Consider the following 21481-nt stretch of genomic DNA (forward strand, 5'->3'; position numbering starts at 1 on the left):
ATGTCGTGTGCTAAATCATTTAATGACGAATAAAAAATAAAGTCAACAAATTTTCTAGAATTTATGTTCACTAGGCTGCTAGCTATGTTACTAGCTATGTTGTTAGGCTGTTACTAGGCTTTGACGGGCAAAAGACGACCTTACTTCCTTGTAAGGCTTTTTATACCAATCGCGACTTGTTCTACGCGCGGCGAAAACCTGAGAGGCGATGCCAATGTTTATCTTCCTGCGCGCTAAAGGTAAATTCGCCATCCATCTCAAAATAAGGCTGATAGGCAGCTTTTACATCTTCCACTTGGTTTTCAATCAGACCGGCCAACACAATGCTACCTTGAGATTTCAATAATGTCGCAAAATAAGGGGCAAGGCTCATTAGTGGTTTGGCTAAAATATTTGCGGTTATCAAGTCCACGGGCAAAATAGCCTGCTGTTTACAATAGTCACTAAATTGTTCGGGTAAAAATGCCTGAAGCTGATCGGCTACCTTGTTGCGCTCGGCATTTTGATGGGTGGCTAATACCGCTTGGGGGTCAATATCGACCGCATACACCTGTTTTGCGCCTAACAAAAGCGCCGCAATGCCCAAAATACCTGAGCCGCACCCATAGTCAATCACCACTTTATCTTGCAGGGGCTGTTCTGTCAGCCAATCAATACAAAGACGGGTGGTTGCATGATAACCTGTGCCAAATGCCAAGCCTGGATCCATGATGATGTTAATCGCATTGGGGTTAGGGGGTGACATCCATTTGGGCACAATCCAAAGTCCATTGGCACATTCAATGGGATGGTAGTTCTTCATCCACTCACGTTCCCAATCTTTGTCATCCACTCGGCTGGTCCAAACTCGCGTCGCCACCACATCATTGGCGATATCTTGACTCAAAGTTTCCAAATTACAATCACCATCAAATAGCCCAGTCACAATCACATCATCCCACAATGGCGATTCACCTGGCAATGGTTCAAATAGCGGTTGGTCACCTGCATCATCTAAACTGATACTGAGCGCATCGGCTTCTAGCATCAAGGTTTCCGCCAGTTCGGCTTGCGATTTTTCGCATTGAATATGTAATTGCTGCCAAGGCATAAACAGTCCTTAAAAATAACAAATAAAATAATGAAAAAATAAAATAATGAAACAATAAAAGGCGAGCGCACTGAGTTGGTAGTATAAACGCATTCAGCCAAAAATGCGATGTGACTCAAAAATGAAAACGCCCATGTTATTGCTTGGCGCACCTAAGCCAAAACACCTAGCGGTAAGGGTAAGGACAAATAAGAAGGTTTGCCTGTTATTGTCTTTAAAACATTTCTTTGACCGATTTTTCTAACCAAGACTGCGAGCGCGGCGCTGCATTGAGTGGTTGGTTGGTATGGGTCGGGTCGCTGCTATTATTAGCGGTATTGGGGGTATTAGGGTTAGTCTGGGTATTCCCCGTATTAGTCGCCTCATTTTGCTAAGGATTGGCTGCAGGTGGGTTATTACCAATGGTATCTTCATCGGTTTGTCTACGCTCAATATTGTCATAGCGCTGTTGTTGGCTCTGTCCAAACTCACTCATTGCCTGTTGTTGCTGTGCCGCAAATCTAGCTTCTTGCTCACGTTGATAAATTTGCACCGCACATTCACTACTATCTTGCGGTAGATTGTCGGTATCAACAGGTACATAGATGGCATTTGGACATTTTTCATTGGATAATTGTGATTTGCCGTTTTCCATCCATAGCCATTCGATATTGCCTGGCGCGATGAGATTAACCGGGGTAAGCTTTTGCTGCTTCATAAAATTCATCCACATCGGCAAAGCGCCATTACCGCCACTTAGACCTGTGGGTTTGTTGTCATCTAAACCGACCCAAACAACGCTGACCACATTGCCACTATAACCTGCAAACCACGCATCGCGATAATCATTGGTAGTCCCTGTTTTACCTGCAAGATTGAGATTGTCACCGAGCGCTAGCGCCGCTTTGGCGGTACCTTGCTTGATGACCTGCTGCATTGCATAATTGGTGAGATAGGCAGCCGTGGGGTTGATAACTTGCTGATTTTTTTGTTCCATGCCCTGAACCACTCGTCCTTGGTCATCGATAATCGTGCGAATGGTATGAATTTCATGACGCAAGCCACCGGTTGCCAGTACTTGATAAATCCCCAACATATCCATGGGCGATAGATTCACCGCGCCAAGCAAGGTAGATGGATAATTGGGCAATGGGCTGTTGATACCCATACGGTACAATTGATTTAAAAAATTGGGAATACCGACTTCCATGCCCACACGCACTGCGGCTTGGTTATAGGAATTGGCTAAAGCGCTGGTGAGTGGGACAATACCATGACTGCCGCCACCGTAATTGCTGGGTGTCCATGTCTTACCATCGGTCATTTTTAGCACAATCGGGCTGTCATCGACACTACTTGATAAATTGTAACGACCCTGCTCAAATGCGGTTAAGTAAATAATCGGTTTGAGTAAAGAGCCAACTTGGCGCTTGGCATCGACGGCGCGATTAAAACCGGTAAAATCACGACTACTTCCCACCACAGCGAGCAGTTCACCGTTGTTGGGATTGGCGCTGACTAGGGCGGCTTGCAAATTAGTGAGCTGTTTGGGATTACTTTTTTTTAACTGATTGACGCTTTGAATGACCGCGCTGGTAGCGGTTTTTTGAACATTGGGATCAAAACTGGTAAATATTCTTAACCCTTCGTTTTTGAGATCGTTGGCATCATAGGTACGGGTGAGTTCTCGCTTGACCACATCGAGATAATCAGGGAAACGCGTTTTACCAATCACAGGATTGTAAGAGATGCTCAGTGGCTGTTGCACCGCTTCATCATATTGCTGTTGGCTGATTTTACCGGTTATGAGCATATTACTCAGCACCACGTTACGGCGTTTTAGGGCAGCATCGGGGTAGCGTAGCGGATTGTACTGGGTAGGACCTTTGGCAAGCCCTACGAGCATCGCCATTTGGTCGAGTCGAAGCTCTTTTAGCGGACGGTTAAAGTAAAACTGCGAGGCAAGCCCAAACCCGTTGATGGAGTGATTGCCATTTTGACCTAAGTTAATCTCATTCATATAGGCTTGCAAAATCTCACTTTTGGTGTAATGCATTTCCAGCAAAATCGCCATCACTGCTTCATTGGCTTTACGTTTGATAGTACGATCTGAGTTGAGATAAAAGTTTTTAACCAGTTGCTGGGTGATGGTGGAGCCGCCTTGGCGTGAACCGCCCATAAAATTGCTATAAATCGCACGTCCTATCCCGCGGATAGACACGCCGTGATGCTGATAAAAACTGCGGTCTTCGGTTGCCACCAGCGCATCAATTAATGGCTGCGGATAGTCATTGATGGTCAAAACGATGCGATCTTCATTGTTGTCTGGATAGATACCGCCAATAAAAATTGGCTCAACCCGCGCCACACCCGATGGATTGGGATGGGTACTTTGTAATTTTTCAATTTGGTTATCTTTGAGCGTGACCTTAATAATTTGCGATGGCTCAGTATCGTTGGCGGCAAATTTAAATTCGCGGGTATGAATATAGTACTCGCCATTTTTTTTGGTGAAAGTGCCGGCATTGTCATAGTTTTTGTCAGGGGCATAGGTGAGTAAATTTAACCAATTTTCCAATTCATCATCGCTAAGGGGATTACCCACCGTCAACGTTAACGGTTGCGAGTACACTTTTGCAGGGATATTCCAGCGTTTGCCCTCAAATTTTTGGGTGATGACATTATCTTGGCGCACCAAATATAACCCAAGCAAGACCAAGCCGACCAATACTGCCACCACAAAGATGAAACTCAGGATAAACATTCCTTGTTGGTTTGAGCCATGCTGGAATTTAGGCGAGTTTAGGCGATTTTTAGCGGCAGAGATAACGGTTGAATTCATACAAAAATGCGTCACGATCAAGGGTATAAAAAAGTGCTTTATCATGACCCAAAATACGCCAAAATACAATGTAAACATCGTGCTATTTTGCCACGTTTATACAGGATTTTTAAACTTTAATAGACCGTTTTGGAGTACAATAACAGTCATTTTTGGGTGAGTTAGGGTTTTTGCCCTAGGGGATTTGATGATGCCAAACAATAGCCAATTTGGGGCAAAACAATCGGATATTGGGCAGTCGGTTGTGACCGATGTGCCTAGCCGTACGCATAATGAGGTAGGTAGCAAATTTACTACCACATATCAAGATGTGGAGCTGGTGTTGCCAGCAGAAGGGCATTGTTTTCATTGTGGCGACCCGCTACCGAGCCCGCCATTTTTTACCCATGTATTGGGTGAAAATCGGGCGATGTGCTGTATGGGCTGTCAGCTTGCTTCGCAAAGTATCATCGAGGCGGGGCTTGAGCAATACTATCTTGACCGCAGTGAAATCAATCGTACCGCCAGTCTCCCTGATTCGTTATATCAGCTACAAGCCTATGACCACGATGATATCAAATCGCAATTTATTTACCATCAGCAAGGGCAAAGCGTTGCCGAGCTGTCAATCAGCAATTTGCGCTGTGCTGCCTGTAGTTGGCTGATTGAAACCCAATTATATCGCCTTGATGGCATGGACACTTGCCAAGTCAATCTCACCAATCAACGGATGCGCGTGGTATGGGATGAGAAAAAACTGCCGATTAGCCAAATTTTGGCAAATGTGCAAGCCATTGGGTATGATGCCAAACCCTATCGGCAAGATACCCATGAAGCGATGCTCAAGCGAGATAATCGCCGTATGTTGTTTCAATTGGGCATTGCGGCATTGGGTGCCATGCAAGCGATGATGTTTGCAGTGGCGCTATATTTTGGGGAATATTCAGGTATCGGCGTCAACGATCGGCAATTTTTACGCTGGGTATCGCTGTTTGTTAGTATTCCTGTGTTTTTGATTGCAGGATTGCCATTTTTTCAATCGGCGTGGTCAGCGATTAAAGCCCGCCAAGTCAATATGGATGTGCCGATTAGTATCGCCATTGTCATTACCTTTTTGGCAAGTTTATATGCGACATTGACTAGCACAGGCGAGACCTATTATGACTCGGTTAGTATGCTGATATTTTTCTTATTGGCGGGCAAATTTGTCGAGCACAATGCCAGGCTGAAAGCTGCCAATTTAGCCAATGATTTGGTGGTCGTCGAGCCTGTGTTGGTCGCAAAGCTGGGTCATGAAGCGCCGTTAGCGCTAGAGAATACGGATACCTCACAAGTAGCGCTATATGCCAGTCAATATAAAGACCTTTTTTATCAGTCACTTAGTGTAGACCCTGCCAATAGGGGTGATAATGAGCAAATGGTTTCGGCGCAGTCGCTAAAAGTTGGTGATATTGTCCGCATTGATGCCGGTAGCAGTATCATCAGTGATGGTATTTTGCTGTCGGATAGTGCCACGGTGTCCGAAAGTTTATTGACCGGGGAGAGTGACTTAATCATCAAACGCTTGGGCGATAGCATTGTGGGCGGTAGCCAAAATGACAGTCAGCCGTTTGTGATGCAAATCACCACATTACCCAATGATAGCCAAATGGGCGTGATTGACAGGCTAGTGAATCGCTCGCTCAGTGAAAAGCCGCAAATCGCCTTAAAAGCAGACAGACTGGCACGCTGGTTTGTCGCGCGGGTACTGGTGATTGCCAGTATGGTGTTTTTGGCATGGTATTTTATTGAGCCGAGTCATGCCATTTGGGCAACGGTTGCCGTATTGGTCGCTACTTGTCCCTGTGCCTTGTCACTGGCCACGCCCATCGCATTAACCGTTTCTACCAATCGATTAGCGAGCCTTGGGTTTTTGGCGACGCGCGGGCATACCATTACCACACTCGCTGAAGTCACCCATGTAGCCTTTGATAAAACCGGTACATTGACGTACGGTCAACCCAATTTGATGGCGATTGAAACGCTGGATGTACCGTATGGTGTTAAACAAAATCCCTCAGTAGATTTTACTGAAGATGACGCCAAAAACGAAGACGAGATAAAAAACCATTTTTTAAGTATTGCAGCGAGCCTTGAAGTGGGTAGTCGTCACCCCATTGCTCATGCGTTATTGACAATGACTCGGCAAATGCATTTGCCCGCTACCAGCGATTTGGTACACATTCCGGGGGGCGGTCTGCAAGCTACGATTGATGGGCTAAGTTATCGTCTAGGTCATCATGGTTTTGCAGTGCAATCAGGATTAGACGATGGGTTACTGCCAAATCTGAGCAAACACCAAGCCAGCACCAGTGTGACCTTATCGAGACAAGATAGCCTAAGCAAAAAATGGCAACCACTGGCGCATTTTTATTTTCATGATAAAGTCCGAGAAGGCGCCTTAGCTACCATTAAACATCTCAAAGACCAAGGCGCGCAGGTGCTGATGCTTACCGGTGACCCTAGTGCTCAGGCGCTTGAGGTAGCGCGCGAGCTTGGTATTGACACAGTTTATAAAGGTCTTACCCCGAATGATAAGGTACAACATTTAAAAGCCCTGCAGCAGCAAGGACACATCGTGCAAATGGTCGGGGATGGGGTAAATGATGCGCCGGTACTTGCCGCTGCCAATATCTCAACCGCTATGGCGGGTGCGGCAGATTTGGCGCAAGTCTCCAGTGACTCTTTAGTGCTCAATGGTCAAATCCAAGTCGTGGCAAAAGCGCGTGAAGTGGCGTTCAAGACCGATCGCATTATTGCCCAAAACTTCAAATGGGCGCTAGGATATAATTTTATCGTACTGATACCCGCTGCGTTAGGTTATGTGCCGCCTTGGTTGGCTGCGATTGGTATGTCATTGAGCTCACTGTTTGTGGTGCTTAATGCGTTACGTCTCAAACGCGCTTAATAGTGCAGTTTAACAAAGCTTTATGCTTTTGGCTTACTAAAATCATACGCCGTGACTATTTGCGCGTTTTTGGCAAAATCGATGAAATAGTAGAAGTATTTATCATTCTCATCAATCACCCGATCGCCATTGGTATCAGCTTGGGTTGAGAAGTAAAAGCGTTTGGTCTCAGGCAGCCATTTATAATGTTTAAAATATTGATTATTGGGCGTGAGTTTCAATAAATTTTTGCCATTCAAATCGCTTAAATACAAGGTGAGCTGCTGATCGAGATTGGTTTTATTGTCATTATCATCAGCTATCTCTTTGACTTCATAGATAAAATAGCCTAGCAGTAAGGTGTTGCCGACTTTGACTGCCAATGGGCTGGTTGCTTCTTTAGCGGCTTGCGGTTGGTTGGTTGCAGTTTGCGACATGGTAGCTTTCTTCTGCGCTTTTTTGTCATCTTGGGTTAAATCTACCAAGGGCGTGTGCACCGCTCTTATCACAAAATTATCTTGTGGAAACAGCCGGTGTACTTGCCCAGTTTTTAACCCTTCAAACACAATATTGTAAACACTGCTTTGAAATTCATACGCAGCAACTTCTTGGAAGTAACTGACGGGTGATTTTTTAGCATCACTGCCATCGCTGTCATATTTGCGATTGATAGGCACTGACGGAATAATCGGATGCAGTAGATTGGGCACACCTGCCAAATACACCGGAAAATCCATGCGTTTTAACCCGACTGTGGCAGGTGGGATACTGGCTGGGGTTTGGGCAATGATGACTTCAGGTACGTTAGACGGCGAAGGGGCGTCGCTCGCTCGGTTATTTGTCTCAGGGGTGGGCTGGCATGCGGTAAGTCCCAAGCCTAGCCCTATAGCGCTCAAGGTGCTCATAGTGATATGTAATGGTCTAAAAAAATTCGCATCACGCCATTGGTTAACAAAAGACATAAGAGTCTCCATTACAAAGATAATCAAATATACTACTAAAATGATAAGACATGTACAATCTTTGGTTATATCATCGCATTCAGCGCTATAATGGCATTGACTGTTTTTGTCTTGAGTGTTTCAAAAACTAAATAAGAAAGGTAACTAAATTTGAAATAACCCGACACGGGGCAAAAGGCGCGTGAGTAGCTATTTCATAAATTTAGGTTATAATAGTGAAAATTTAGTTAGACGCTTTATTTTTTGCTTTTAAACTTTTAAGGATAGGGCGGCGAACTGGGCAGCACTATGTTTGCCGACCTATATTTATAGTGGTTTATGATTTATTTTCAAAAAGGGATATCTTACCGATTGCGAGTGCATGAATGTCGGAACAATTAAGTCTAAACTTAAATATCAAGCAGTCCGCGAGTATCAGTGACTTTAGTGGTCCAGGCTGGGTATCAATCATCGATGTGGTGCGCCAAATGCATGTAGGGCTATTGACGCAGCTATATCTATACGGCGAGCGCGATACAGGTAAAACCCATCTACTCAACGCTATCTGCGAATCCTTCCGTGATATCGACCAATCTGTTATTTATCTATCGCTGCGTGAGCTGATAAATGCCAACATGGATGCCATGGTGTTGTCATCGCTAGAGAATACCACAGTGATTGCGCTTGATGATATGGATGAAATTCAAGGTCATCCTGAATGGCAAGAAGCAGTTTTTCATCTGATTAATTTATCGCAAGAATACGGCAATAAAATTATTTTTGCCAGTCGTTTGCCTGTCAAAGCGTTAAATTTTGAGCTGCGAGATTTGCTATCAAGGCTTGCTCGAGCCGCGACTTTTCAATTGCCAACGGGCAGTGATAGGCTTGATAGACAGCTGATTTTGGAATCGGTATTACGCCGTCGTCATTGGCACTTTGACCCGCGCATCATCGACTATTTGCTCAATGAAGGTCCACACCGCATCGGTGCGATGTTAGCAGTATTAAACGAATTGCAGCCATTATTTTCTAACATGGAACGCACCCCATTAAACAAAGTGAGCAAAGCCAAAATTCAAGATGCGATGAACATCATTGATAATTTAACGCTCAATTTTGAATTGGCGGATTTTGATGAAATTGCAGAAAATGAGAATTTTTTAGATTTTTGACCGGGTTTGTCATAGGAATTGCGTGATAAATGGGTTAGAATCCATTAACAGTTTGATGTAAAACAACAGGATATCCTATGAATAAACAGTACTTATGGACGGCTGCCGCGTTGACTGCGGGCGTGTTAGCAACCACACAAACATTTGCCCAGGTCACCTTGAATGTTGCTGATAATACCGTGGTGACCGCCATTAATGGTCAAGAAGTCAAAAACGGCTTGCTTTCAAAACCGCAAAAAACCTACAAACTTGAGCCAGGCAAACATGTAATTACTGCCAAGTACAATCGGTTGTACGAGCTGCGCGGTGACAATCACGATGTGTTACGTTCAAGCAATATTAGCGTTCCAGTAGAGCTTGCCGACAATCAAACGTATGTTTTGGATATGCTAGGTCAACCAGAGGACTATAATGCCGCCAAAGAATATGTCAAACAACCCACACTAGCGGTGCTACAAGGTAAGCAAATCATTGCAAGTCAGCAAGCCACATCCAGCAGTAGTTCAAGCATTTTTAGTGGATTGGGTAATGCGTTAGGCGGTGTGTTTAGTGGTAGCTCAAAAGCGGTTGAAGCCAATCAACAAACCATCAATGCCTTAGGACAATCAGGGGGCGCGATTCCCGCTATCAATCAACCTAGTAATCAATATGGCAATCAAGCGGTTGTGACCACGGTCAGTTCATCGGATAGTCTCGATCAATTTATGCAGTTATGGTTGAGAGCAACGCCAGCAGAGCGTGATAAAATCCGTCAGTGGGTGCAAAAATAATCAGCCAATGCGCCACCATGCGCTAAAATAACGATGCCAAGTGCATCGTTTTTTATGGTCTTTTACCATTAGTTAATAGATAAGACAGATTGTACTTCAAGCTTATCGAGGGCTGGTTGGTTGATTTGTAGTTGCTGGATGCGGATACCTTGTTGTTCAAACTGATTAAGTATATTGGTGATTACGCTGGCCTGCGCGTGACTAAAGGCCACTTGGATAGTATTGCCATTCTCGACCACTTGCGCATTGACAATACCTGATTGGGTGAGTATTTGTTTGATAGCATCGGCTTGACTGACTTGTTGGGTTTGGTTGGGATTGATGTTACCTGCTTGACTGCGTAGCCAAAACACATCTGCCATGGTTTCATCGTATTTTTTTTGTGCTTGGTTGGCTTTGCTATGCAGCGTCCAACCACCGACACCGACCACAAAAAAAAGCAAGAACATTGCCAATATCAGCAGCGCAATCTGATCACGACGTGATAAATTTTGAAAGGCATGACCCAGAGGCGTGGTTAGTTTTTGCAGGGATTGGCTCAGTGAGGGGTGCGGTTTCATAAATTCATCTCAGTCGTGGGTTTATTCTGCCAATTCAATATCTATCATCGCAAGGGCACTGCCAGCAGAAGTTGGCGCCACTGCACTGGAAACCGCACTGGCAGTGTTCGAAGACATTGCAGCGGGCATAGCAGCATCCACAGACCCTAGCTTGGCTTTTATCCCTTTGTTTACCATGTCATTGACGGCTTTGTTTAACGAGTCGGCGCTTGATGATAAAAGCTGCAGTTGTAAGTGATTATTTTGAAAATTAAGCTGCTTGGCGGTCAGTTGGTACTGTTGCAATACGGGCTGTATGGACGACAATATCTGAAGTACGTTTGGCGTGGCTGATTGCTGAGTGGTTAATTTGCCAGATAACTGTCGCTGCAGGGTGAGTTTGCTACTAAGCGGCTCATTGGGGAACCACTGGGTATATTGCTGAGCTAGCAAAATTGCAGCTTGTTTTTGTGCTTGGTTATAATAATACCAACGAAGCGCATCGACCATAAAGGCTGTCAGCAGCGCACAAACGGTGACTAGGGCGATGACTTTGGCATAAGGCGCAAGCGTCGTTTTGCCTTTGATTGTCGCAAAGTTAAAAAAATGTCTGATCGGGTCTTTGATTGGGGTAGGCAACAACTCAGACGATGCAATGGATAAATTAGGCATACTGGCTAATTGCTGGGCAACGGTTTCATCGTGAAAACCCGTTAAATATAGCGTTTCTAGCATGGGTAATTTAGTGAGTACCAGCGGTAAAAAACTAACCGCCATGCCGTGATAAGTATGCAGTTTTAATAACTGGGTATCTGCATCTTGGTAGTAGACCGCGCTTGTGGTAGCCCTCGTCTCTGTAGCCCTCGTGTTTGTGCTCGTAGCTATCCTAATATCCATTTTAGTATCAATTCTAGTATCTATAGTCGGCAGCAGTAAAAAATCTGGCACTAAAGCGATTATCTCAATACCCGCCAACGAGGCAGCATTGATCCATGAATGAATATCGGCAGCATGAAGCCCAAATAACGCGGGGAATTCGCTGTTGGTTGAGGTTGGCTGGATTTTGACTTGTAAATCGTCTACCGACCCAATGCTGATATCTTCAAATAAGTAGCGTCTACCGGTGTCGCCCAGAGCGTTGAGCTGGCTTGCTGAAAGGGTAGGCTGGATTGTTAATAAATTGACACTAGGAAAATAGAGACAGGCTTGCAGCTTGGCTGATTGCGTGGTTTGCAAATTGGCAAGGGTCGCAAGCGTTTGCCAATCGTCAGCCGTTTGCCAAGTCTGGGTGGTTTGTTGCCATAAACGTAAGGCAGCATGCTGAGTTGGCAACCAAATATGAATCACAGAAGTGTCCTACACAAAATTGACAAATTAAATCACCTAACAGGTGGGAACAAAACGTTTGATCTCAGCGGCAAGACTGGGTGCCAATATACCCATATCATACACACGCGCTTCAGCCAGTGCAAAACCCTCTAAGGGATCATCCGTGAGAATATGGGCAATTTTAGCAATGATATTCATATGACAAACTACCACCATGCAATCGCCAACCAATTCGCTTAGCGCATCCACGGCGATGTCTGCATCGTTATCGGGGGTGATGCCCTCATACGTGGTCACAGGCACATGGGGAAAAAATTGCTGGATTTGGGCAAGGGTTTGCTGGGCGCGGTTGTAAGGACTGACGATAAAATGGTCGGGCTCAAAGTTTTCGGCAAGCCACGCTGCGGTCTGTGAAGCTTGGGCTTGACCCAGTGCTGATAAATTTCTTTCATGGTCTGGCAGGGTATAAGCGCCTGCATCGCCATGACGAACTAAAATTAATTGCATGTATTTACCTAAAAATGTTTAAAATAGTGTTTGTCAGTTATGCTTTGGCTGTACTTGATGCGGCATGACAAATTCCACATCACTTCTAAATCCTGCTTCCATTAAGTTTAACGCAACCCCAAGCGGCGCTTTGTCTTCATAGATAATATCGTGCAAGGCATGGGTAATTGGCATATAAATACCCGCTTTCATGGCTTTTTCATTCACCTGCTGGATAGTATTAATTCCTTCCGCGGTTTGCCCCAGTTTTTTGATGGCTTGGTCAAGGCTCATGCCACGCCCTAGCATATTACCAATCTGGTAGTTACGGCTTAAGGTCGATGAACAAGTTGCATACAAATCACCCACGCCCGACAACCCCAAAAAGGTCAGGGGATTAGCCCCCGCTTGGACGCCAAATCGGCTCATCTCCGCCAATGCGCGGGTTAAAATCATGGCTTTGGTGTTTTCCCCGATGTCATAGGCAGCCGCCATGCCCATGGCGATGGCATAAATATTTTTAAGCGCACCACCAAGCTCCACGCCAATTAAATCATCACTGGCAAACACCCGAAAAAACGCACTGTGCAGCGCTTTTTGTACCGCGAGCCGTAGCGCTGCAGATTGGCTGGCAATCACGGTGGCAGATGGCATATTATTCATGATTTCTTTGGCGAGATTGGGGCCGCTCATCACGCCAAAAGCCACATTGGGCAATTCATCCGCGATCACATCACTCATTAGCGCAAAGGTATCTTTTTCCATACCTTTGGTTAAAGACACGATGGCTTGAGCGCTGATAAAAGGCGCAATTTTTTGTAAAGTTTCGCGAAAAGCAGCGCTAGGCACTGCCACAAAAATCAAATCTTTGCCTTTGACGGCTGCTTGCAAATCATGGGTAAATTGCAGGCGCTCATCAAGCTTATGGTCGGGCAAGTATTTTTTGTTGATGTGGGTTTTTTGCATCGATTTGACGCTGCGCTTATCGCGTACCCAAAGCGTGACTTCGCAGCCATTTTTGGACGATAAATTTGCCATTGCCGTACCAAAACTACCACCGCCCAGCACGGCAATTTTGAGGGGTGCAGGCTCGTTGGCGAGCTGATTGTCTAAGTCTGTCTCTACGTCTAAGTCTTTCTCTAATAGCGCTGGGGTGTCAGGCTTAGACTTTTTGACCGCTTTTTCAATGACGTCGGCAAACAGCTTACTGGCTTTTTCACGATTGACATTCAGCTTTTCTAAATTTTCACTTAGATTGGTTGCTAACTGGGGTTTTTTCATTGAAAATCCTTGAATCCACTTGTCCTGCAAATACTGATAACAGGGCACCCTTTACATGAGCAAAATATAAAAACGGCTAGCTTAGCCGTTAGTTTGTGCCATTATCATAAACAATAAATGGTGTGACGTCTATCTTAGAACGCGGCGGGATGGTCGACACGGCTGTGCCAACATACACAAAAGCAATGACTTGGTTATCAGCGGTTACATTAAACAGTTGTTTGATTGCAGGTGCATTGGCAAGTGGGCCGGTGCGCCATACGGTGGCAAACCCTTGTGCCATTAAGGCAAGCAGGAGATTTTGCACCGCACAACTACTTGCCGCTATTTGTTCCCAATGGGGGACTTTATCATGGGGTTTAAAATCGGTCACACACGCGATAATCATCGGCGCACGCAGCGGCATGTTTTCCGATTTGGCGAGGGTTTTTTCGTCAGTTTCACCTTGTGCCATCGCGGCATTTTTTAACGCCGTGCCTAAGTTGTTGAGCCCTTGGTTTTCAAGTACGATAAAACGGTACGGGTTTAAATCCTTGTGATCGGGGGCAGATAGGGCGACTTCAATCGCTTGTTCGACTTGCTCGCGGTTGGGTGCAGGAGCGACAAGGTTGCCGATTGAACGGCGCGATTTGATAAAGTCTAAAATTTCTGAATTTGTCATTTTTATTCCTTAAAGAGGTTATTGATTAGCGTTGCCATATTATCCGCTGTCGCTGATTGCAGTTGTGTTAAACCGTCAATCACGCCTTGCTGATTATCCAAAGTTTTATTTTGGCTAAGTTTAAATTTGGCTTCAAAATTATGAATGGTTAACTTAACCCCCACAATCGCGCGGCACATGCCATTGATATAATCACTTGGCGCATCACTTAAAGACCAAGGCTCATGACTGGGGTTAGTTTGTTTAAGTTGATGCTCAAAAAAATCCGTCATCGTCGCGACAATCTGCTTGATTTGAGTTGCGTCTGTGATTAGTTGCGGTGTCACCGAAAAAATCACCGATTGATAATTCCACGTCGGCACTTCTTTATGGGTAATCGCCTTAGTAGGATACCAATTTGGGCTGATATAATGACCTTGGCTAGTAAAAACAACTTTCCAGTTTTTAGCGTCAATCTTTACAATCGGATTGACTTTTGCCACATGACCCATCAAATAGCCAAGCGGATTTTGTTCATCTACTTGCCAAAGTAGCGGAGCAGGGCAGATTTCAACCGAATCGCCGTTTGATGCCATTATGTTTGCTAATGGCGACGCAGCAATAAAATCTTTAACGGCTTCAAAATCGGTTTGAGAAAAATCTTTGGGAATATACATCGTTAAAGCCACTCACCTGCATAATAATTAAGGCTTTGGATTATTTAAATGGTCATATCTTCTTTTTTTATCTCATCCAAACGATGTTCCGCTTTGAGATATTCTTCTGATTGCATCTCTAACAGCCGTGAGCGCGTACGCTCAATTTCAAACGCCAATTTTTGCCCATCATACAGTTGTAAAATCGGCTGTTCTGCACGTACCAAAAGCTTGACGCGGCGATCATAAAACTCATCGACGAGGTAAATAAAGCGCCTTGTCGGGTCAGCGATAATATCGTTGAGTATAGGCACATCGTCCACCAGCACCGTGCTAAAATCATTGGCGATTTCAATAAAGTCACTGGCTGAGCGCGGCTGCATACATAACGCCCGAAAATCAATGTACAAGGTGTTTTCGGTGCGACCTTTGATGGCGATATCACGACCATTGATATGAATGGGGTCTTGGATAATGTGTTGGTTGTTGCTTAGCGCGGTAAAGCGGTTGGCAAGCCAGTGGATGTTTTCTTTGGTCAACGGAGACACGTAAAGTTCGGCTTGCTGCAATACGCGCAGACGGTAGTCGATGCCACTGTCAATGTTCATGACCGTACAGTTTTTTTCAACTTCGGCAATGGCAGGTAAAAAACGGTCACGGTGAATACCATTTTTATATAAGCCATTTGGCGCGATATTTGATGTGGCAACCAAGGTGATGCCTTTTTTAAATAGCATGGTAAACAAATCGCCCAAAATCATCGCATCGGAGACATTGGAGACAAAAAATTCATCAAAACAAATCACATCTGCTTCATTATGGATGATATCGGCGACCTTTTGTAGCGGGTCTTGTTGACCTTGTAGCTTGTTGAGCTCGGCGTGTACCCGCTTCATAAAGTGATGAAAGTGCTGGCGCATTTTGCTGTCGGCGGGCACCGACTCAAAAAACATATCCATCATCCAAGTCTTACCACGACCCACGCCGCCCCACATATATAGCCCTTTGGGCGGCTCAGTACGTCTTAAAAAACTAAATAGCCCACGTTGTTTGGCGCGGTTGTCCATGATTTGTTCATAGACATTGTCCAAATAAGTCATCGCAGCGCGCTGCTGTGCATCTTCGCTAAACTCACCAGATTTTAGCGCAAGCTCATAGCGTTGTAAGGGTCGTAAATTTGAGTTGGGCATGTTGTCTCTCAGCGTAAATTAAAAAGTTGTCAAATTTTCATTTCAACGTGCTTTGACGTAGGGGTATTCAATAAATAGATGCGATTAAATAGACGGCATTAAGGTGCCAGATAGCTCACGATGTCAAATACACCAAAAACCCGAATCAAAAACACCCATCAAAAACACCAATCAGGAACTAGGATAAAATAAAAACTGCGTTATTTGCTACTTAACGCTTCAAGCAGCTGTTTTAATTGCCCTAATTTACCATGAAAAAAGTGCCCTGTATCGTCAATGATGTGCGTTTGAATACCAAAGTTTTCCCCAAATTGTTGTAGCGAGCTTGGCGCAATCACTTCATCATTCGCACCATAAATCATAAAGGTTTGCGCGGTGGGCAGTAGCAAATCTGAGGTGTCGTTTTTTTCAATAGAAGGGGCAATCAATGCCAAATCCGTAATGTCAAAATCATCGACGCCCAAAAATGCGCCTTGTTCATTGACAAGCTGGGCAAGCTTGGCGGCGACAAATCCGCCAAACGAAAATCCGCCAATCCATAGCTTGCGCGCCTCGGTTTGGCTATGAATCCATTGCAGCACGGTTAACGCGTCTTCGATTTCACCTGTCACATTGCCATACTCGCCCGTTGATTGACCCACACCGCGAAAATTAAAGCGTACCACATGCATGTTTTGGTCGCGGGCAAAACGATACATGGTGGTCACCACTTTATTCATCATCGTGCCTTCTTGCAATGGATTGGGGTGACAAAGAATGGCAACACGCTCAACTGACGCGGCGTTTGGGTTGGCAACGCCCGTTGAGTCAGCTTGCCAAAGTGCGTCAACTTCAAGCTTGCCGCAAGGGGCATCTATTAATTGCGAATGGGTTAATGAATGGGCAGGTGAGCGCATAATCGTCCTAATCTAAGCAAAAAACGTTAAAAAAACCACCCATCATGCTAACCAATTTCACCCAAAATAGCTAGTTTGAAAATCAACAAACCAGCCAATTGTTGCGCAGATTTTATGATTTGTAAGACCACTTGCGGCGGCTCATTTTTTACCACACACTAATACAAGCCATCAACCAGATTCTATTGTTAAAATGGTGAGTTTGCCTGTATTGTTGATAATTGATGGGAAACTTAACACCGCTATTGAAAAGGGACAGCCTGCAGATCATGAAATCATCTCTCAAACCGTCTTTATTAAACATCACCCCATTAAAAATCACTACTATCACGCTATTAGCAGCAATGAATTTATCTGCTTGTCAAAGCACACCAACCAATTTACCCGTGCTACAGCGCGCGAACAATACTCTAGAAACCACCGGGTTAGGCAAAAGCAAGAATATCGCCAAATTAAATGCGTTACATATCGCAACTGAGCAGTGCCGCGGAAAATCGCCCATCGTGTTGACCGATAGCTACCAGTATAACGGCGTGTTGGATGAAAACATGGGACGCGCGGCTGACCAAGCCATAGGTATGATTGGTAGTGTGTTTGGCAGCAAAAAAACCCTTGCCCGCGATGATGATTACGAATATACCATCACCTTTAAATGTCCCTAATTGTTAAAGTCAAATCATCTATCAATAAAAAAAGGTTAGGAGCGTTCCTAACCTTTATTGTTTTTGTATCACTGGCGATTTAACAAATGCTGATTGAGCTGTGCAATCACCGCTTTATCGCCTAATTGATTGATACTGTCACGAATTTTTGGAATCGGCTCGGCAGCAATCGGCTGACTATCAAATAGCTTTAACAGCCGCAGTTGTAATGCTGGCTCACCTTGCTCAATGACAATATCTACGAGGGTAGGCACATCAAAGGGCAAATCCGAAGTTGATTGTGCCATTGCCACCGCATGATAAGCGCCATGTGGGTCTTGGTCGGTTATAATACGGGTATTTACCGCTCTGTAAGCTTTTTCTGAAGTACCGCCTAGGACATTGATTTTGTGTAAACAGTTGAGCGCGGAATTATCTTGTAATTGTGCAATAGCAATGATGTCTTCAGCCTGCTCCTGCAAATAGGCACGTTTTTGTGCCAGTGCCTCTAATTGCTGCTCAGTCAGTGGCTCAGCGTTTTCGGCTTTTTTTAAGTTGGCATTAAATTGAATTTCTGACATGGCTATCCCCTTGTTTATGTGGTTATTAGATAAGGGTTTTTTTTATAAAATCAAATCCACCGGTTAAACGAGCACATTTTAATCACAATCAAGCTATTTAATCACAATCCAGTTATAATCAATCAAAATCACAAAAGGGCGTGCTATGTTAGTGTTAACACTAAATCCTGACCATATCAGTGTAACGTTGCAAGATAACCTATGGGACAATGGCTTACGCTAAAAGTAATTGCAGAGACATTGCACGCATTGCCGCCCACTGAATTGGCTTGGGAAACGGCAATTATGCGCATAGAAGATGCTATTTCACCGCTAAAACCTAGATTGCCCAAAGATGAATTATTAAAGGTGATAGGGGCAGAGGATTTACGCTTACTAGCGTTTGAGCAAGATGACAATGGCGGCTATATTCGGGCTGAGATACTAGAAAAAGCTTTTGCAGTGCTGGCGGGCTATCGCTCGCTGCGAGATTTGCCTGCTATGCCCAATGACCTAGCGTTTTATGCCAAGGTATTGCTACTACGAGAATGGGTGCACCATTTGGATTTTGATAAGGTTTATTTGGGTTAATTGTCATCAACAAAACAATCGTCAATAAAAAACCGTCAATAAAAAAATCGCCAGTACACAACCAGCGATTTTTTTAAAAAGTAATTTAAGACTGTTTTGAACGCTTACTAACCGGTATTTCTTAAGCCTTGGGCAATACCATTGATAGTTAAATGAACCAAGTTAAGCACTGCGGTATAAGACGTTTCATTATCGCTCGTCGTTTCATTGGTGGTTTCAGTGGTAGACCTTTCATCAGCAGTCGCTTCGCGAAGTTGTTTTAATAATGCCACTTGCAACCAGTTCAAGGCATTCAAATACGGCAGGCGTAGCGCAAGTGAGCGTGCCAATGTACGGTTATCATCCAGTAGCGTTTCTTTATTGGTCAGTGTCAGCAAGGCTTTAAGGCTGCGGTGATATTCTGCAGTAATAAGTGCAAAAATAGCGTTGGCTTCAGTGGCATCGTTGGCAAGCTCAACATAGGCTTGGGCGATTTCGATATCGGTTTTTGCCATGACCTGTGCCATATTCGATAACATGGCTTGCATAAAGGCGCTGTGTTGGGCGTTGTGTTGCAGTTTTGCTAAGTTGTCTGGGTTATCTGCAATCAGTTTTTCAACTGCGGTGCCAAAGCCATACCATGCTGGTAGCATCAAGCGATTTTGCATCCAAGAAAATACCCAAGGAATCGCGCGCAAATCTTGAATACGCGCCAAAGACTTGCGGCTAGCAGGACGTGAGCCAATATTTAAACTGGCAATTTCTTTGACCAAACTTGTCTGCAAGAAATAGTCAATAAAATACGGCTGAGTGATAAGCGCGCGATAGCAATTAAAGGCTTCATGCGATAACTGATTCATTAAGTCGCTATCAGGGCTTTCGCTATGGCTTGGCAATAGGCTCGCTTTAAGCGTTGCGGCAATCAGCGTCTCAAGGTTGCGTTCCGCGTTGCCCGCATCGGCATATTTTGCGGTAATAACTTCCCCTTGTTCGGTAATGCGGATTTGACCATCCACTGAGCCTTCTGGTTGTGCCAAAATTGCCTCAAATGACGGACCACCACCACGACCTACGCTACCGCCACGACCGTGGAATAAACGCAGTTGAATGGCATATTTTTCTGCCATTTCGACTAGCTGAATTTCAGCTTGGTATAGCGACCATTGACTGGTGACATAACCGCCATCTTTGTTACTGTCTGAATAACCGAGCATAATCTCTTGCAGATTGTCACGACTGGCTAGCACCGATTTGTACCAAGGTTTATCCAGCAATTCACTCATGATGCGGGTACTGTTTTGCAGCGCCTCAATGGTTTCAAACAAAGGTACGATATTGATACGGCTCACGGGTACGCCATCTTTGACCAATAATAGCCCTGATTCTTTCAATAACAACGCCAATGCCAACAAATCACTCACTTGTTCAGCATTGGAGATAATACTTTGGGTAATCGCTTTGTCACCAAAGCGATTTTTGATATCGGCTGCGGCTTGAAAAATCTCTAGCTCGCGCTGGGTTTGTGGCTCATAAGTGATATAGGGGTTATATAAAGGACGTGCAGTTGCCAATTCACGCAGCAGCACACGTTGACGCGCGGATTCAGACAAAGAAAGATAATCTTCTAAATCGGCATGTTTGAACAAATCATGGACGGTTTCGGCATGAATCCCTGAGAATTGGCGCAAGTCCAATGGCATCAGATAAAACCCAAATACTTCCACGGCGCGGATGATATCGGTGAGTCGTTCATTAGCCAGTAACTCACTGCCATTGTCCACCAATGACTGATAAACAACGTACAAATCATCTAAAAACTCGTCACAATCAGCGTAGGGCTCACTAAGTCCAAAGCGACAACCGTAAGACAAATCAAACGTATGCGAGGTAGCGACTAAACGTGACGAGATAAACCCGATGGCGCGGCGATAAGGCTCTTCTTCTCTAGAGATATTATCTTCTTTGGATTGCTCGGAGAGTGCCAGTACCGCATCGCTCACTTTGACATGGCGGATAGATAGCGGCAACTCTTGGTACAGCTTGCCCAGTTGGTCACGATAAAAGTAAAACACCGTTGCCGCTTGGCGTTTGAACGCATAGCGAAGGGTATCGGCTGACACAAACGGATTGCCGTCACGGTCGCCACCAATCCAACCACCGATATTAAGTAAGTTTGGCATGTCAGTGTCGGGGAAACGCTCTTTTAGCTGATAATCTAATTTGCGATACAAACTTGGCAGGGCTTCAAAAAAACTTAAATCAAAATAGGCAATGCCATTGTCGATTTCATCTTTGACCGTAATTTTGAAATGGCGGGTTTCATTGGTTTGCCACTGCGACAATAACGTGGCTTCTAGTTGCTGCTCGATACGATGACGTTGGTAGCCAATCGCAGTGTGGTATTCCTCAAGTAAAGCACGGATTTGACGGCGCAGTGATAAAATCGTTTGACGCTGTACTTCGGTCGGATGCGCGGTCAATACCGCACTGATAAAGGTATCATCAAGCTGTGCTTGCAACTCATCGCTGTCAATCCCTTGGGCTTTTAATTCATCAACCACATGGGCAAAACTACTTTTTGAGGCAGATTCGTCTTGTTCGTGGGCAAGGCGGCGGCGCTCATGGTGCATGTCTTCGGCGATGTTAAACACTTGCGCAAATAAGCCGCAAGCCCGAATGAGATTCTTGCGCTGTTGATGGTTGAGCGTTGGCAAAATGGCTTGAATAGTCTGCTGGGGGTCTTCGCCATTTAACAGTTTATTAATGGTTTGTTTCACCGGTTCTGAGGTTTGCTGCTCAACGACCGTTATCAGCACGCGGCTAAGTAACTGGGTGTCCGCTAGCAAAGGAGAGTCTTTATCATTATCGATAAGCTCAACAAGTGCCGTATTTGACGGATGCGAGTTTAAAGGGGTTAAGCTTAAAACGTGAGGCGGTGCAAGGCTTTTTTCATTTTCAGCTAGGTTGGCGTTGGTCTGGCTCATGACTTTTCCC

General features: G+C 44.8%; 19 protein-coding genes. 6 read left to right on the plus strand and 13 right to left on the minus strand.

Features of this window, described 5'->3' with window-relative positions; genetic code table 11:
* Positions 1-181: 181 nt before the first annotated feature.
* Positions 182-1090, minus strand: a complete 909-nt coding sequence (gene prmA / locus RTN07_RS01990; protein ID WP_312175196.1) for a 50S ribosomal protein L11 methyltransferase — start codon at positions 1088-1090, stop codon at positions 182-184.
* Between the two features lie 227 nt (positions 1091-1317).
* Between prmA and RTN07_RS01995 the strand changes: the two genes are divergently transcribed.
* Positions 1318-1464, plus strand: coding sequence for a hypothetical protein (locus tag RTN07_RS01995; RefSeq protein ID WP_312175198.1), 147 nt, complete (start codon positions 1318-1320; stop codon positions 1462-1464).
* On the opposite strand, the gene mrcB is transcribed toward RTN07_RS01995, so the two are convergent.
* Entirely contained in the window at positions 1461-3911 is a 2451-nt protein-coding gene (mrcB, locus tag RTN07_RS02000) for a penicillin-binding protein 1B (RefSeq protein ID WP_312175201.1), read from the minus strand. The genes RTN07_RS01995 and mrcB overlap by 4 nt on opposite strands.
* Positions 3912-4098: 187 nt before the next feature.
* Here mrcB and RTN07_RS02005 point away from each other — a divergent pair, with 187 nt between their 5' ends.
* A complete protein-coding gene (locus tag RTN07_RS02005; RefSeq protein ID WP_312175204.1) occupies positions 4099-6837 on the plus strand; it encodes a heavy metal translocating P-type ATPase in 2739 nt (912 codons plus the stop codon).
* 20 nt (positions 6838-6857) lie between these two features.
* Here RTN07_RS02005 and RTN07_RS02010 read toward each other — a convergent pair whose 3' ends face one another.
* Positions 6858-7778, minus strand: coding sequence for a hypothetical protein (locus RTN07_RS02010; RefSeq protein ID WP_312175207.1), 921 nt, complete (start codon positions 7776-7778; stop codon positions 6858-6860).
* 365 nt (positions 7779-8143) lie between these two features.
* Here RTN07_RS02010 and RTN07_RS02015 point away from each other — a divergent pair, with 365 nt between their 5' ends.
* On the plus strand, positions 8144-8929 hold the full coding sequence (locus RTN07_RS02015) for a DnaA ATPase domain-containing protein (RefSeq protein WP_239742054.1): 786 nt from the start codon (positions 8144-8146) through the stop codon (positions 8927-8929).
* A 77-nt stretch (positions 8930-9006) separates the two neighbouring features.
* The gene (locus RTN07_RS02020) at positions 9007-9699 is read left to right on the plus strand and encodes a DUF2057 family protein (RefSeq protein WP_312175211.1); all 693 of its coding nucleotides are present in this window, start codon (positions 9007-9009) and stop codon (positions 9697-9699) included.
* Positions 9700-9767: 68 nt separating this feature from the next.
* Here RTN07_RS02020 and gspM read toward each other — a convergent pair whose 3' ends face one another.
* The 8 genes from gspM to RTN07_RS02060 all read right to left on the minus strand — a co-directional run bounded on the left by gspM (position 9768) and on the right by RTN07_RS02060 (position 16716).
* A complete protein-coding gene (gene gspM / locus RTN07_RS02025; protein ID WP_312175213.1) occupies positions 9768-10259 on the minus strand; it encodes a type II secretion system protein GspM in 492 nt (163 codons plus the stop codon).
* Positions 10260-10280: 21 nt separating this feature from the next.
* Positions 10281-11585, minus strand: a complete 1305-nt coding sequence (gene gspL / locus RTN07_RS02030) for a type II secretion system protein GspL (RefSeq protein WP_312175216.1) — start codon at positions 11583-11585, stop codon at positions 10281-10283.
* Positions 11586-11621: 36 nt separating this feature from the next.
* Entirely contained in the window at positions 11622-12074 is a 453-nt protein-coding gene (gene sixA / locus RTN07_RS02035) for a phosphohistidine phosphatase SixA (protein WP_312175219.1), read from the minus strand.
* Between the two features lie 33 nt (positions 12075-12107).
* The gene (locus RTN07_RS02040) at positions 12108-13334 is read right to left on the minus strand and encodes an NAD(P)H-dependent glycerol-3-phosphate dehydrogenase (RefSeq protein WP_312175220.1); all 1227 of its coding nucleotides are present in this window, start codon (positions 13332-13334) and stop codon (positions 12108-12110) included.
* Between the two features lie 88 nt (positions 13335-13422).
* Entirely contained in the window at positions 13423-13995 is a 573-nt protein-coding gene (locus RTN07_RS02045; RefSeq protein ID WP_312175222.1) for a nitroreductase family protein, read from the minus strand.
* Positions 13996-13997: 2 nt separating this feature from the next.
* Complete coding sequence (locus tag RTN07_RS02050; protein WP_312175224.1) at positions 13998-14651, minus strand: FMN-binding negative transcriptional regulator; 654 nt, start codon at positions 14649-14651, stop codon at positions 13998-14000.
* Positions 14652-14695: 44 nt separating this feature from the next.
* Positions 14696-15820, minus strand: a complete 1125-nt coding sequence (gene zapE, locus RTN07_RS02055; RefSeq protein ID WP_159769828.1) for a cell division protein ZapE — start codon at positions 15818-15820, stop codon at positions 14696-14698.
* A gap of 200 nt (positions 15821-16020) precedes the next feature.
* Positions 16021-16716: an alpha/beta hydrolase gene (locus RTN07_RS02060; protein ID WP_312175233.1), complete on the minus strand. Its 696-nt coding sequence runs from the start codon at positions 16714-16716 to the stop codon at positions 16021-16023.
* Positions 16717-16985: 269 nt separating this feature from the next.
* Between RTN07_RS02060 and RTN07_RS02065 the strand changes: the two genes are divergently transcribed.
* The gene (locus tag RTN07_RS02065; RefSeq protein WP_312175236.1) at positions 16986-17378 is read left to right on the plus strand and encodes a hypothetical protein; all 393 of its coding nucleotides are present in this window, start codon (positions 16986-16988) and stop codon (positions 17376-17378) included.
* Positions 17379-17446: 68 nt separating this feature from the next.
* On the opposite strand, the gene RTN07_RS02070 is transcribed toward RTN07_RS02065, so the two are convergent.
* The gene (locus RTN07_RS02070; protein ID WP_050324312.1) at positions 17447-17938 is read right to left on the minus strand and encodes a hypothetical protein; all 492 of its coding nucleotides are present in this window, start codon (positions 17936-17938) and stop codon (positions 17447-17449) included.
* Positions 17939-18139: 201 nt separating this feature from the next.
* On the opposite strand from RTN07_RS02070, the gene RTN07_RS02075 reads away from it, so the two are divergent.
* Positions 18140-18508 carry a hypothetical protein gene (locus RTN07_RS02075; RefSeq protein ID WP_312175240.1) on the plus strand — a complete coding sequence of 123 codons (369 nt, stop codon included), beginning with the start codon at positions 18140-18142 and terminating at the stop codon, positions 18506-18508.
* A 107-nt stretch (positions 18509-18615) separates the two neighbouring features.
* Here the strand turns inward: RTN07_RS02075 and ppc are convergent, their stop codons facing one another.
* Positions 18616-21471 carry a phosphoenolpyruvate carboxylase gene (gene ppc, locus RTN07_RS02080; protein WP_312175242.1) on the minus strand — a complete coding sequence of 952 codons (2856 nt, stop codon included), beginning with the start codon at positions 21469-21471 and terminating at the stop codon, positions 18616-18618.
* Between the last annotated feature and the right edge of the window lie 10 nt (positions 21472-21481).

It is taken from the genome of Moraxella sp. CTOTU46934, assembly GCF_031979465.1.
In the GTDB taxonomy this organism is placed as follows: Bacteria; Pseudomonadota; Gammaproteobacteria; order Pseudomonadales; family Moraxellaceae; genus Faucicola; species Faucicola tetraodonis.